Origin of the sequence: Actinomyces sp. 565, assembly GCF_010365615.1 — a bacterium.
Taxonomy (GTDB): domain Bacteria; phylum Actinomycetota; class Actinomycetes; order Actinomycetales; family Actinomycetaceae; genus Actinomyces.
On record NZ_PIZD01000053.1, the window covers coordinates 20,426 to 35,449 of the forward strand.

Annotated in this window: 7 protein-coding genes; all 7 read left to right on the forward strand. The window is 66.2% G+C overall.

The window, feature by feature from the left end; translation table 11 throughout:
* A partial coding sequence (locus GZ997_RS08575; RefSeq protein WP_162679598.1) for a type ISP restriction/modification enzyme occupies positions 1–4,361 on the forward strand: 4,361 nt, incomplete at its 5' end.
* 92 nt (positions 4,362–4,453) lie between these two features.
* On the forward strand, positions 4,454–5,428 hold the full coding sequence (locus tag GZ997_RS08580; protein ID WP_162679599.1) for an ATP-binding protein: 975 nt from the start codon (positions 4,454–4,456) through the stop codon (positions 5,426–5,428).
* A gap of 9 nt (positions 5,429–5,437) precedes the next feature.
* Positions 5,438–8,002: a S8 family peptidase gene (locus GZ997_RS08585; protein ID WP_203234137.1), complete on the forward strand. Its 2,565-nt coding sequence runs from the start codon at positions 5,438–5,440 to the stop codon at positions 8,000–8,002.
* Positions 8,003–8,616: 614 nt separating this feature from the next.
* Entirely contained in the window at positions 8,617–9,699 is a 1,083-nt protein-coding gene (serC, locus tag GZ997_RS08590; RefSeq protein WP_162679601.1) for a 3-phosphoserine/phosphohydroxythreonine transaminase, read from the forward strand.
* Between the two features lie 44 nt (positions 9,700–9,743).
* On the forward strand, positions 9,744–10,931 hold the full coding sequence (locus GZ997_RS08595) for a phosphoglycerate dehydrogenase (RefSeq protein ID WP_161925172.1): 1,188 nt from the start codon (positions 9,744–9,746) through the stop codon (positions 10,929–10,931).
* A gap of 344 nt (positions 10,932–11,275) precedes the next feature.
* Complete coding sequence (locus tag GZ997_RS08600) at positions 11,276–13,417, forward strand: beta-galactosidase (protein ID WP_162679602.1); 2,142 nt, start codon at positions 11,276–11,278, stop codon at positions 13,415–13,417.
* A 55-nt stretch (positions 13,418–13,472) separates the two neighbouring features.
* The gene (locus GZ997_RS08605; RefSeq protein ID WP_162679603.1) at positions 13,473–14,915 is read left to right on the forward strand and encodes a glycoside hydrolase family 30 beta sandwich domain-containing protein; all 1,443 of its coding nucleotides are present in this window, start codon (positions 13,473–13,475) and stop codon (positions 14,913–14,915) included.
* Positions 14,916–15,024 lie beyond the last annotated feature (109 nt).

Below are 15,024 nucleotides of genomic sequence, written 5' to 3' on the forward strand. Positions count from 1 at the left end.
AGGTGCCGCTGCGGTCCTTCGCGGTCTGCTCAGACAACAAGGTCGGCAAGGGCCGCGGCAAGACCAACTTGAGCGAGGACATCTCGGTGGTCGACCTGGCGATCCCCGCCACCACCGATGCCGAGGCCCTCGCCCGTCGGCTCACCCGGCCCGCCGCCCCCGTCGACGGCGTGACCCCCATGACAGTGGTCTTCTCCACCTACCAGTCCATCGACGTCGTCGCCCGGGCGCAGGAGCTCGGGGCCCCAGACTTCGACCTGATCATCTGCGACGAGGCCCACCGCACCACCGGCGCCACGCTCGCCGGAGCGGATGAGTCCGCCTTCGTCCGCGTCCACGACAACGCCTACCTGCGTGGCCGCAAGCGCCTGTACATGACGGCGACTCCCCGCATCTACGACGACTCCACCAAGGCGCGCGCCGGCCAGAAGAACGCTGTGCTCGCCTCCATGGACGACGCCGACACTTACGGCGAGGAGCTCTTCCGCCTGGGCTTCGGCGAGGCGGTCTCCCGCAACCTCCTGACCGACTACAAGGTACTGGTCCTGACCGTCTCCGAGGACGCCGTCGCCTCCCGCATGCAGTCCTCTCTCGCGCGCAACGGTGAGCTCACCCTGGACGACGCCGCCCGCATCGTCGGCTGCTGGAACGCACTGGCCAAGCGCTCCGTGAACCTGTCCGAGTACGGCTCGGACGTTCAGCCCATGCGCACCGCCGTCGCCTTCGCCCGGGAGATCAAGAGTTCTAAGCGTTTCGCCGCGGCCTTCAACGACGTCGCCGAGGACTACCGCACCGGCCTGCCCGAGGGGGACGACGCCGTCGCTCCGGCGGGCGGCGATGATGCCGGGCCGCAGCGGCGGCTGGGGTCGGTCGAGGTCAGGCACGTGGATGGCTCCATGAACATCATGGAACGCAACCGCCTGCTGGGCTGGCTCTCCGGCGAGACTACGGTCGAGCCGGTAGCGTCGTCGTCGGGCGCCGACAGCAGCCAGGGATCCGGCGGTGGTGCGGGCGACGCCGACGGAGCGGTGTCCTGCCGGGTGTTGTCCAATGCCCGCTGCCTGAGCGAGGGCGTGGACGTGCCCGCCCTGGATGCGGTCATGTTCCTATCGCCGCGCAAGTCCCAGGTGGACATTGTGCAGTCCGTTGGGCGGGTCATGCGGCTGGCCCCGGGAAAGCGCTACGGCTACATCATCCTGCCGGTGGCCATTCCCACGGGCATGGCCCCGGAGGACGTGCTGGCTGACAATGACACCTTCCGCGTGGTGTGGGAGGTGCTGCAGGCGTTGCGCGCGCATGACGAGCGCTTCGACGCCATGGTCAACAAGATCGACCTCAACCGCTCCAAGCCGGACAAGGTCGCCATCATCGACCCCTTCGGCACGCCCGCTTACGATCCCGACGACGACGCGGCAGACCTGGGTGAGCAGGCGGCCTTCGACCTGGCATCGCTGGGCAAGTGGAAGGAGGCGATCTACGCCCGCCTGGTCCAGAAGGTCGGCAGCCGCCGCTACTGGGAGCAGTGGGCCAAGGATGTCGCCAAGATTGCCGCCCGCCACCGCGCCCGCCTGGAGCAGCGGGTGGCGGACCCTGCGGTCGCCCCGGAGTTCGCGCACTTCCTTGACGCCCTGCGAGCGAATCTCAACGACTCGATCACCCCGGACTCAGCGATCGACATGCTCTCCCAGCACTTGGTCACCAAGCCGGTGTTCGACGCCGTATTCGATGGCTACGACTTCTCCGCCACCAACCCGGTGGCCCAGGTGATGGGGCGGATGCTGCGCGTGCTCGACGGCGCCAACCTGGAGGCGGAGACCGAGGAGCTTGAGGGCTTCTACACCTCCGTGCGTGAGCGCTGCGCCGGCATCGACAACGCCGAGGGCAAACAGCGCATCATCACCGAGCTGTATGAGAAGTTCTTCTCCCAGGCCTTCGCCAAGACGGCGAAGTCCCTGGGGATCGTGTACACGCCGGTGGAAATCGTCGACTTCATTCTGCGCAGCGTGGACCACCTGTCCCGTGAGCACTTCGGGAGGGGTGTCACCGACGCGGGTGTGCACGTGCTGGACCCCTTCACCGGTACCGGCACCTTCATTGTGCGCCTGCTACAGTCCGGGCTGATCGCCCCGGCCGACCTGGCCCGCAAGTACGCCGGCGAGCTGCACGCCAACGAGATCCTGCTGCTTGCCTACTACATCGCGACGGCGAACATCGAGGTCGCCTACCGCGACCTGCTCGGGCAGGCGCAGCAGGCCGGGAACGACGCCGGTGCCGGGGCGCAGGGAGCGGACGACGGCGGCTATGTGCCCTTCGACGGGATCGTGCTGGCCGACACCTTCCAGATGAGTGAGGGCGAGGGCACCCTGGACACGAGCTTCTTCGTGGCCAACAATGATCGCGCCGCCGCCCAGCGCAAGCTCGACATTCGGCTGATCGTTGCCAACCCGCCGTACTCGGTGGGGCAGGAGTCTGCCAATGACAACAACGCCAACCAGCGCTATCCGGACCTGGACCGGCGGATCGCCGAAACCTACGCGGCCCGCTCCACGGGCACCAACAAGAACTCCCTGTACGACTCCTACCTGCGGGCGATCCGCTGGGCCACCGACCGGCTCGGCGACGCCGGGGTGATCGGCTTCGTCACCAACGGCGGCTTTATTGACGCCAACACCGCCGACGGCGTGCGGCTCAGCCTGGCCGAGGAGTTCGCGCACATTTACGTGTTCAACCTGCGGGGAAATCAGCGCACCGCAGGGGAGCTCTCGCGCCGCGAGGGAGGGAAGGTATTCGGAGGCGGGTCACGCGCGACCGTCGCGATTACCTTCTTGGTGAAGGACCCCGCCCACAGCGGGCCGGCGGTACTGCACTACCGGGACATCGGCGACTACCTGAGCCGCGAGGACAAGCTGCGCATCGTGGGCGGCTCGCGCATCGAGGCCATGAACTGGGAGATGATCACCCCCAACGCCGCAGGCGACTGGATCAACCAGCGCGACCCGAGTTACGGCGCATGGCAGTCCCTCGGTGAGGGACCGGAACCGGTCTTCGGGTCGTACACCGCCGGAGTTCAGACGAATCGCGACGCCTGGGTGTACAACTTCTCCGCGGCGACTCTGCGGGAATCCTGCCAGCGTCTCATCGGTACTTATAACGCCGAGCGGCAGCGCATCCACAGCGATCATGCCACCGAGTTGTCCGCGGGTGTTGCGGCTAAGGACCTGGTCACCACGGACGAGACCCAGATCAAGTGGACTCGCGATCTATACCGGTCTGCGGAAAAGGACCGTGTTATTCACTATAACGCGCACGCCACCTACATAGGTCTCTACCGGCCCTTCTGTAAGCAGTGGCTGAACGCCTCCGACGGGATCATCTACCTCCCGGCAGTCCTGCACCGCTACTTCCCCACGCCGGCGCACGACAATCTGGGGTTCTATGTTGTCGGCAAGGGATCTGATAAGCCGTTTGCGGCTTTGGCTACTACGAATGTTCCAGACCTTGCGTTCTGGGGATCCAGCAATGGCCAGTTCTTCCCGCGCTGGACCTGGGAGCCGGTCGACCAGACCGCCCGGGACGCGGGCATGCTCGACCTGACTGCGGGCGCCGTCGTCGGCGATGAGGGCGGGAGCCTGGACGGCGAGGTCGCGGGTGAGGTGATCGGCGGCTACCGGCGCGTGGACAACATCACTGACGCCACCCTGCACGCCTACCGGGAGGCCTACGGGCCGACGGTCAGCAAGGATGACGTCTTCTACTACGTATACGGGCTGCTGCACTCGCCCGACTACCGCAGACGCTACGGCGCGGACCTGAAGAAGTCCCTGCCGCGCATCCCGCTGGTCGCCTCCCGCGCGGACTTCGTCGCCATCGCCACCGCGGGGCGCGGGCTGGCCGACCTCCACCTGGACTACGAGACCGTGGAGCCGTGGGAGCTGACCCTGACCGTTGACGGGAAGGAGGTGCCGTGGGCGGAGCGCGACCGGATTGACCCGGCGCTGCTGCACGTAACCAAGCTGCGCTACGCCAAGACCCGGGCGGACGGCAATCCGGTCGCCGACAAGACCAGCATCGTCTACAACGAGCACGTGACCATCTCGGGCATCCCGGAGGCGGCGCAGGACTACCTGCTGGGCTCGCGCAGCGGCCTGGACTGGCTCATCGACCGCTACCAGGTGAAGACCGACAAGGCCTCCGGCATCGTCAACGACCCCAACGACTGGATGGCCGAGGGCGCGGGCCAGGGGAACATGGCGGGGCCCCAGCCCCGCTACCTCCTCGACCTCATCGCCCGCGTCACCACCGTCTCCGTGCGCACCCAGCAGATCGTGAACTCCCTGCCCCCGCTGGACGTGCGCGACTGACCGCGTTCACCGGTGGCGCGTCGGTCATAACCGTCGGAGACCTGGCATACGATGGTGGTGAGGTCCCGGCTGCACGTGGGAGGAGGGCGTCGATGGCAGGACAGGGCTCGCATATCACCGCCATGGTTAGAAGTCATGCCTCAGGTGATGACGAGGCCTTCTACTCAGTTGCCCTCCAGATCGCCGCCCGAGAGGCCAGGCAGGGTCATCACCGATTGGCCAATGACATCAAGAAGGCTGTGGACTCTTCACGGTCCCGACCGCGCGGACCGCTTGCCGAGGTCACCGCTCTGCCCCGGCCGCGGGGGGACATTGCCGAGCTGGTGGAGATCAGCAATCCGCAGGAGCGGATGCGTGACCTCGTCGTCTCCCCTGAGCTTGCCGGTCAGATCACACATGTCATTCAGGAACAGCGGCAGCGCGCGGTGCTGATCGAACATGGTTTTGTTCCGATGCACCGGCTGTTGCTTGAGGGTCCCCCGGGCACAGGCAAGACTTTGACGGCCTCCGTAATCGCCTCGGAACTTTCGCTACCTATGTATACCGTGCGTCTGGACAGCCTGCTGAGCAAGTACATGGGTGAGACTGCCGCTAAGCTGAGGACAGTGTTCGACGAGGCCGCAACCAACCGTGCGGTATACCTCTTCGACGAGTTCGATGCCCTGGGTGGGGACAGGAGCGGCAATGATGTCGGTGAGGCGCGTCGTATCCTCAACTCCTTCCTGGTATTCCTAGAGGGTGCCAGCGCGGAATCCATTATAATAGCCGCGACAAATCATCGGGCCATACTTGACAGAGCACTATTTCGCCGCTTCGACGCCGTCCTAACCTACTCCCTGCCAAGCAGCAAGCAGGCGCAGACGGTGATTCGTAAGCGCCTGGGCTCCCTCGTCAAAGGGGTTTCTCTGAGCGGTCTGGGATCATGCAGTGAGGGCCTTAGTCATGCCGACTTGGTCAAGGCCGCAGAGTCTGCCGCCAAGTCCGCGCTCATGCGGGGCGATGCCACTGTGACGCGTGCGGACCTGGAGTCGGCGTTGACTGTTCGCCGTTCGGCGAGCCTGACGTAAGGAGCTATGGTGCCCACACCGACCGCCCTCGATCATGTCTTCGTGCACGACCGCGTCGAGTCGAGGACGAGGGCAGCGTCCGGCGGCGGTCGAACCAAGATCAGAAACGTTGATCGAGTAGCGCACGGCAGCCGTCTTCTCGGTGAGGCCCAGGCTGCATTCGACTCGGCGGAAGCCAGCCGTGCTAGGGAAGACCTGGATGAGGTGTTACGTGCAACGGGAACCTACTTGACTGTTGAGGGACCCGGTGTCGAGTTCGGTCTGCAGCTCGATAGCCTCACCGCCATGACGCGCGCCAGAAAGAACATTAAAAGGCCGAAGTGGCTCCTTCTAGCAGTGCACCCCGCCACCAACGACACGCCAGAACGTGCTGTGATCTGGGTAGCGGACGAATTCAGGGCTGAGTTCATCCGGCTGTTTGAAGACTACCTTAACCCCGAGAAGGACAGAACTTCCGGTAATCCTAAGAATAACGCGCTCATTGCTAATATCGCCAAAGTGCGTACAGCTTTTCTCGAGGAGCTCTGGACGTCGGCCACAGACGCACCCCGCGGGGTATTGACTTGGTGGGAGCTATGGCTAGATGAGCGCCGAGAGCTGCCCGGAATGCTGGAGCGTGTCCTAAAGGCCTACGAGTTCAAGACACTCAATCGACGGACCCGAGTTGGCGGTGCCGGGATTCTATACGTGTGTGCGACGTGGGAACAGCTTGAATCCCTCACCGCGACCGGCCTGCCGTTGACAGAAATCCGCAGCCCCTCATTCATAGTAGAAACAACCGAGGACCTTAACGATGAAGAACAGAGAGAACTTGTTGTCGACCTCGTGGATAGGTTGAGGCCGGCGGCGCATGATGCGCCAGCGGTGTGTCACCTAGATACGGGTGTGTTTCGGGGGCACAAATTGATCGGAGGATCGCTGTCAAGCACCGACGTTCACTCAATCATCGGCTCTGACGGTGGTGACCGCAATGGGCACGGTACATCGATGGCGGGAATCGCGCTATATGGAACGAATCTGGAGGACTATCTACTCGGGTCACAGAATATCGAGCTGCAGCATCGGCTGGAGTCCGTGAGGTTCCTGACTGGAAACTCGCAAGATCGCCCTGAGCGCAAAAATCAACGAGACTATGCGAGTGCGACCATTGAGGCCGTGTCGCGCCCGGAGATCCCGGAGATCACAGGTCAGCGCCGACGCGCCTACTGCATGCCTATCAGTGCCAAACCTGATGCCGAGCCAGGAACGCCAACGCTCTGGTCGGCTGCGGTTGATGCCCTTGCTGCAGGTACCGGCGTGGTTGTGCAGGATACCTCGATCAGCCTGCTCTCTGAACCCGACTGGAATATGGCGCGGCTTATAATTGTATCCGCCGCTAATGTCGATGAGTACAGCGATGATCCGCTCACGAACTCAGAACTTTCGCCAATTGAGGATCCGGGGCAGTCTTGGAATGCTCTCACCGTAGGTGCCTTTACGGACTTTGATTCACGTCCAGGCGATCATGAACTCGACTATCGAGACTACCGCCCGCTGGTGCCGGCCGGTGAGTTATCGCCACACAGTCGCACTTCTCTGCTTTTCGGGGACAGGCAGTGGCCGATTAAGCCGGAGATTTGCCTTGAAGGCGGTAACGTCCTCACCGATGGTCATGATAACCACGAACCAATACACCCGATGCTCTCCCTGAGGTCCACCGGAGTCCGGAATGACGTCGCCCTGACGTCCGCTAATGCCACTAGTGCGGCCACCGCCCAGGCGGCACGGCTCGCGGCTCTGGCGATGGCCCGCTATCCGGCTTACTGGCCGGAGACGGTCCGCGGTCTTCTCGTCCACGAGGCCGCCTGGACGCGGACAATGCTTAACAATATGGATCTTGCGAAGAATAAGGGCGAGCGTGCCAGGTTGCTGCGACGGTACGGATGGGGCGTCCCAACCGAGGAATCAGTGCTCTCGTCATCGCGGACCGCCGTCACGATGGTTGTCCAGGATGAGTTCCAACCGCTTAGCGAAGATTACACGATTAGAGAGTTGCGACTCCATACGCTCCCGTGGCCTCGAGAGGTGTTGCGGGATCTTGGTTCGAGCGAAGTGCGGTTGCGGTTGACGCTCTCGTACTTCATCGAGCCCTCTGCGACCAGACGTGGATGGAGGGGTAAGTACGGATATGCTTCCCATGGACTGCGTTTTGATCTCCAGGGGCCAACGGAGAACAGCGAGGAGTTCCTCAGGAGGATTAACAGGCAAGCCGGCGATGATGAGGATCACGAACTGCGCAGTAGAAGTTCGAGTTTCGCAGGCCGCTGGTTCCTTGGCCCGCAGGCACGTAACAACGGCTCGCTGCACCAGGATGAGTGGATTGGAACTGGTGCGGAACTAGCCGCTTGTAACCACGTGGCGGTGTATCCAGTGGGTGGATGGTGGAAGAACAACCGTCGTCAGGACAGACGCGACGTCTCGGTGCGGTACGCCCTGCTAATTTCGCTCACTACCCGTGAGCAGAACGTCGACCTATACACGCCAATTGCGAACGAATTGCAAGTTCCCGTCCACGCCGTCGAGATCGGCATTTGATTGCTTCGAGGTGGTTCGATCAAGGCCGATTGCGGCGACCGTCGCGAGTGGATGCTGGCGAGATGTTCGCACTGCCTCGGGAGACGAGGCGCGGTTGACTAGCTCACGAAGCCCGTTTACGAGGGCGGTACCGTGATCGGTGTATACGGCGGATGACACGCGCTGATGCAGCTCAGTGGCCAGTCCATCCGGCACGGTGACAGTTGGCGTCCGGCTGACCGGGGGCTAGCCTCCGGCGTTGGCATGACTCTATGCACCCACTGCGGAGCGCAAAGGATGCTTGTAGGGCGGCGTCGGCGGCAGGTGACGGGAAGTAGGCGTTGGCTGCAGCGGGCGTTGTCGGCCGTGGTGATCGTGCCCGCGGCGCCGTCTGCTACGCCCCTTTCCCGTTAACAACGCTACTTAACGGCTTGCTGAAGGGCTGGGAGGTATACAGCAGGCCGTTAACTGGCGTTGTTAACCCCGAACCGGCGTAGCAGACGACTTCGGGGTCGGGCTAGGACGGGCCGGACGGGCTGGGACGGGCCGGCCGGGCGGCGACGGGCCGGACGGAGGCAGCCCCGCCCCATGAGACGCTTTACGGCCGCGCCCCACGCCCCGGCTATCGTGGAGCCATGCGCGTGTACAACTTCTCCGCAGGCCCCGCACAACTGCCCCTGCCCGTGCTCGAGCAGGCCGCCGCCGAGCTCACCGACTGGCAGGGCTCCGGCATGAGCGTGCTGGAGGTCTCCCACCGCGGGAAGGACTTCGTCGCCTGTGCCGCCGACGCCGAGGCCGCCTTCCGCCGCGTCGCCGGCGTCCCGGAGGGCTACCGCGTCCTCTTCCTCGCCGGCGGCGCCACCGGCCAGTTCTCCGCGATCCCCATGAACCTGGCCGCCCGCGGCGCCACCGCCGCCTACCTCAACACCGGCCAGTGGTCCAAGAAGGCCATCAAGGAGGCCGGCCGCCAGGGCGTGGACGTGCGCGTCGTCGCCGACGAGGCCGCCTCCGCCTACACCACCACCCCCGAGCCCGGCTCCTTCACCGTCCCCGCTGACGCCGCCTACCTGCACTACACGCCCAACGAGACCATCGGCGGCGTCGAGTTCCCCTACATCCCTGACGCCGGCGACGTCCCCCTGGTGGCCGACTTCTCCTCCACCTACCTCTCCCGCCCCATCGACGTCGAGCGCTTCGGCGTCATCTACGGCGGCGCTCAGAAGAACCTCGGGCCGGCGGGCCTGGCGATCGTCGTCGTGCGCGAGGACCTGCTCGGCCGCGCCCGCGAGGACGTGCCCGCGATCTGGGACTGGAAGGTCATGGCGGAGGCCGACTCCATGCTCAACACCCCGCCCACCTTCTCCATCTACCTGCTCGGGCTGATCCTGCACTGGATCGAGTCCACCGGCGGCCTGGAGGCCATGGGCGAGCGCAACCGCGCCAAGGCCGAGCGCCTGTACGCCGCCATCGACGCCTCGGACTTCTACAACAACCCCGTTCAGGCCCGCTCCCGCTCCTGGATGAACATCCCCTTCACCCTGGCCGACCCCGCCCTCGACGCCGAGTTCCTCGCTGGCGCCGACGCCGTCGGCCTGACCAACCTCAAGGGGCACCGCAGCGTCGGCGGCATGCGCGCCTCCATCTACAACGCCATGCCCGCCGACGGCATCACCGCCCTGATCGACTACATGACCGAGTTCGAGCGCACCCGCGCCTGACGGCGCCGCCGGAAGCTCAGCAGAACCCAGGAGAAGGTACAGCCATGACCAAGCAGTTCCGCATCCAGACCCTCAACGCCATTTCCGGCGCCGGCCTGTCCCGCTTCCCCGACGACCGCTACGACGTCGGCGGCAATGTCACCGAGCCCCACGCCCTGCTGGTGCGCTCGGCCAAGCTGCACGACGTGCCGATCCCCGACTCGGTGATGGCGATCGCCCGCGCCGGCGCCGGCACCAACAACATCCCCGTCGCCGCCATGACCGAGCGCGGCATCCCGGTGTTCAACACCCCCGGCGCCAACGCCAACGCCGTCAAGGAGCTGGTTCTCGCCGGCCTGTTCATCGCCTCCCGCAACCTCATCCCGGCCGCCCGCTTCGCCCACGAGCTCACCGGTGACGACGCCGAGATCGCCCGCGCCGTCGAGGCCGGCAAGAAGCAGTTCGTCGGCTTCGAGCTGCCCGGCCGCACCCTGGGCGTGATCGGCCTGGGTGCCGTCGGCGTGCAGGTCGCCAATGCGGCGCTCGGGCTGGGCCTGAACGTGGTCGGCTTCGACCCCGGCATCAGCGTGGAGCACGCCTGGCACCTGAGCGCCGAGGTGGAGCGCGCCGAATCCATGGAGGAGGTGTTCCGCCGCGCCGACATCCTGACCGTGCACGTGCCGCTGATCGAGTCCACCCGCGGCCTGGTCTCCACTCAGCGCATCGCCATCATGAAGGAGACGGCGGTGCTGCTGAACTTCGCACGCGCTGAGATCGTGGATGAGGCAGCGGTCGTCTCCGCCCTGGACGAGGGCACCCTGGGCGGCTACGTGTGCGACTTCCCCTCCACCGCCGTGCACAAGCACCCCAAGTGCATCTCGCTGCCCCACCTGGGCGCCTCCACCAAGGAGGCCGAGCGCAACTGCGCCGTCATGGCCGTGGATGAGCTGCGCGGCTTCCTTGAGGACGGCCAGGTTCACAACTCGGTCAACTTCCCCGAGGCGGTGCTGCCGCGCGAGCCCGGCACCCGCCGCCTGGTGATCGTCAACCAGAACGTGCCCAACATGGTCGGCCAGGTCTCCACCCTGGTGGCCGAGCGCGGCCAGAACATCGCTAACCTCCTCAACCGCTCCCGCGGTGACCTCGCTGTCACGCTCGTGGACGTCGAGGGCGAGCTCGGTGAGGACGTGCTCGACCAGCTGCGCGCCATTGACGGCGTGCTGTCCGCCCGCGCCATCGAGCCCGCCGCCTGAGGCGTCGGCGGTGCCCCCGCTCGGCTTGAGCGGGGGCACTTGCGTTCTGCAACGTGGCTGCGCCTAGCAAGGCCACCGGGAAAAGTGTCCATCTCTCCACACTTTCACCAGTCACGCAACCGCGGGGCTAATGGATACCGGCTCTGACCTGGGCAAATGCCGGGGAGCTGACGTTGTGCGGTGGATGAAGAGCGCAAAGTGGCGAGAGATGGACACTTCTACCGTCTGTGAGCCGCGCCTGCCCGGTGATTTCCACTGGAACCGGCCCTTCCGCTCCGCACCCATCTGATCTACTATCTAGTAACTACTAGATAAGCGGCGACGGCGCCGCGCAGGAGGGCACAATGACGCAGCACTCGGACCGGCTCATCTTCGGAGCCGCCTACTACGACGAGTACACCCCCGCCGCCGCGGGCCCCGAACGGCTCGAACGCGACATGCAGATGATGGTGGAGGCGGGCTTCACCACGATCCGCATCGCCGAGTTCACCTGGGGCACCTGGAACCCCGCCCCCGGCGTCTTCGACTTCACCCACATCGACCGCGCCCTCGACGCCGCGCAGCGCCACGGCCTGGACGTCATCATCGGCACCCCCACCGCCGCCATCCCCACCTGGCTGGCCTCCCGCCACCCCGAGGTCCTCGGTGTCACCGCCGCCGGCCCCAACAAGTACGGGCCGCGCCAGAACATGAACATCCTCGCCCCCGCCTACCGCCACTACGCCGAGGCCGCCATCCGCGCCCTGGTAGAGCACACCGCGCCGCGCCCGCATGTGGTCGGCTTCCAACTGGACAACGAGACCAAGTACTACGACGCCGCCAACGCCGACATCCAGCGCGCCTTCGTCGACCACCTCAAGCAGCGCTTCGGCGCCGGGCAGGAGGGCCTCAACGCTCTGAACTCGGTGTTCGGCCTGAACTACTGGTCCAACCGCGTGAACGCCTGGGAGGACTTCCCCGACGTCACCGGCACCATCAACGGCTCCCTGGCGGCCGCCTTCGACGCCTTCCGCCGCGGCCTGGTCACCGACTTCCTCGCCTGGCAGCGCGCCATCGTCGATGAGTACCGCCGCGAGGACCAGTTCGTCACCCAGAACTTCGACTACGAGTGGCGCGGCTACTCCTTCGGCATCCAGCCCGCCGTCGACCACTTCCGGGCCGCCGACGCCGTCACCCTGGCCGGCGTCGACATCTACCACCCCGGCGAGGACCAGCTCACCGGCAGGGAGATCGGCTTCGGCGGCGACATCTCCCGCTCCCTGAAGGACGGCGACCCCTACCTGGTGATCGAGACGCAGGCTCAGGGGCAGATGGGCTGGCTGCCCTACCCCGGCCAGCTGCGCCTGCAGGCATACTCCCACCTCGCCTCCGGCGCCTGCGGCGTCATGTACTGGCACTGGGGCTCCATCCACAACTCCTTCGAGACCTACTGGAAGGGCCTGCTCAGCCAGGACTACACGCCCAACCCCACCTACCGGGAGGCCGTCACGATCGGCCGCGAACTGGCCGAGCATGCCGAATCCCTCACCGGCCTGCGTAAGCACAACCGGATCGCCATCATGGTCTCCAACGAGGCCTACACCGCCCTGGAGTGGTTCAGCCTCGAGGCCGGCTTCCCCCGCCAGTACGCCGGCGGCGGCGCCAACTACAACGACGTCTTCCGCTGGCTCTACGACGCCCTGTTCGACCTGAACCTGGAGGTCGACGTCGTCCCCGCCGACGCCCCCGTCGAGCGCCTGGGCCGCTACGCCGTACTGGTCGCGCCGGCCCTGTACGTCACCCCCCAGGCCACCACCGACGCCCTACGCGCCTATGTGGCCGGCGGCGGCCACCTGGTCACCACCTTCCGCACCGGCGTCGCCGACGAGAACCTGCAGGTCTTCACCGACCGCCAGCCCCATGGCCTGTCCGGCCTGCTGGGCCTGGGCACCGACCAGTTCACCCGCCCCGACGGCGTCGCCCTGCGCCCGGTGGGAGCGCTCGCCGCGGCCCTGGACGACGGCGTCGCGGTCGGCCCGACAGATCCGGCAGAGCTGGCTGCCTCCACCTTCATGGAGCTGCTCACCCCCGTCGACGCCGACGCCCGCGAGGGCGACGCCGAGGTGGAGGTGCTCGCCGCCTACGACCACCACGCCTGGTCCGGGCCGGCGGTCGCCACCCGCGCTGTCGGTGCGGGCTCGATCACCCACCTGGCCACCATGACCGCTCCGGCGCTGACCCGCGCCGTGCTGCGGCTGGTGGCAGAGCGGGCGGGCGTGACCGACTGGGCGCAGGACCTGGCCGGCACCGTCACCGTGCGCCGCGGCACCAACGGCCGCGGCCGGGGGCTGAGCTACTTCCTGAACTACTCCCGCGACGCCGTCGAGACCACCCTGCCGCAGGGCGGGGAGGACGTCCTGGGAACCGTCGCCGCCCCGGGCACTCGCCTAGAGGCCGGCACCACCGTGGCCATCCCCGCCTGGAGCGTCCTCGCCGTCGAGGCCTGAGCCGCCCCGGGCAAACCGCAACGAAGCACAAAACCCGCACCATTAGGAGAACCCCATGACCGACACCAGCCCCGCCAACACCCCCGCCGCCGGCTTCCAGTTCTACGCCACCACCGAGGCCGACCCCTGGTTCACCCCGGAAACGCCCGTCACCATCGAGCCGATGCAGACCTTCCCCGGCGCCTTCCTGCGCCTGGACGCACCCGCACAGGAGATCGACGGCTTCGGCGTCTGTTTCAACGAGCTCGGCTGGGTGGCGCTGTCCCGCCTGTCCGAGGCCGAGCGCAGCGAGGTGCTGCGGCAGGTCTTCGCGCCCGGCGTCGGCACCAACCTCACCGTGTGCCGCATGCCGGTGGGCGCTAACGACTTCGCCACCGACTGGTACTCCTACGACGAGGTCGACGGCGACTTCGCCCTGGAGCACTTCAGCGTCGAGCACGACGACGCCACCCTGGTGCCCTACATCCAGGCCGCAAAGGCCCACCGGCCCGACCTGACCCTGTGGGCCTCCCCCTGGGGGCCGCCGTCCTGGTTCAAGCGCAATAAGCACTATGCCTGCGCCGCCCCCAACCCGATGAGCGAGCAGACCGCCTTCGACAACGGCCTGTCCCCGGACAACCAGATCGAGGAGGGCACCGACGGGCTGATTCTCACCGAGGAGGTGCTGGACGCCTACGCCCGCTACTTCGGCAAGTTCATCGACGCCTACGCCGAGCGCGGCATCGACATCTCCATGGTCATGCCGCAGAACGAGTTCAACTCCGCCCAGATCTACCCTGCCTGCACCTGGACGCCGGAGGGACTGATCGCCTTCCTGAAGCACCTGGTCCCCGAGATGGAGCGGCGCGGCGTGAAGGTCTTCTTCGGCACCATGGAGCGCCCGGACGACACTATGGTAGAGAAAGTCCTGGCCGATCCGGAGGTGGGCCCGCACATCGCCGGCGTCGGCTTCCAGTGGGATGGCAAGCGGGCGGTGCCCTTCGTCCACCACAACCACCCGGAGCTGAAGATCTACCAGTCCGAGCAGGAGTGCGGCGACGGCAAGAACGACTGGCGCTACGCCCGCTACGCCTGGACGATGATGCGCCACTACTTCAACAACGGCGCCAGCGTCTACGACTACTGGAACCTGGCGCTGGACGAGGGCGGCGTCTCCCGCTGGGGCTGGAGCCAGAACTCCCTGGTGACCGTGGACCCGGCCACCGGCAAGAGTCGCTTCACCTACGAGTACTACGTGCTGCGGCACCTGTCCGGCTTCGTGCAGCCGGGCGCGCGCTTCGTGCCGGCGCTGTCCTACACGGGGTATGAGAACCTGCTGGCCTTCCACAACCCCGACGGCTCGGTGGTGGTGGCCGCCCAGAATGACATGACCACTCCGCAGGCCTTCGTGGTGGGCGTGGGGAACAAGAACGTGTCCTTCACCGCCCCGGCCGACTCGCTGGTGACCGTGGTGGTGCCCGCCGAGCACGTGGAGGTGGCTGCCAAGCCGCTGGCCTGAGCCGCGCGCAGGCATTCCACGACCTTGGTGACGTTTTACGACCTTGGGGTGTGTTCCACGACCACCCCGGGGTCGTAAAACGTACCCCGGGGTCGTGCAATGCATGGGG

Coding starts and splice junctions, on each gene's coding strand:
- GZ997_RS08580 (WP_162679599.1), top strand. CDS start 4,454: ATGGCAGGACAGGGCTCGCATATCACCGCCATGGTTAGAAGTCATGCC.
- serC (WP_162679601.1), top strand. CDS start 8,617: ATGCGCGTGTACAACTTCTCCGCAGGCCCCGCACAACTGCCCCTGCCC.
- GZ997_RS08595 (WP_161925172.1), top strand. CDS start 9,744: ATGACCAAGCAGTTCCGCATCCAGACCCTCAACGCCATTTCCGGCGCC.
- GZ997_RS08600 (WP_162679602.1), top strand. CDS start 11,276: ATGACGCAGCACTCGGACCGGCTCATCTTCGGAGCCGCCTACTACGAC.
- GZ997_RS08605 (WP_162679603.1), top strand. CDS start 13,473: ATGACCGACACCAGCCCCGCCAACACCCCCGCCGCCGGCTTCCAGTTC.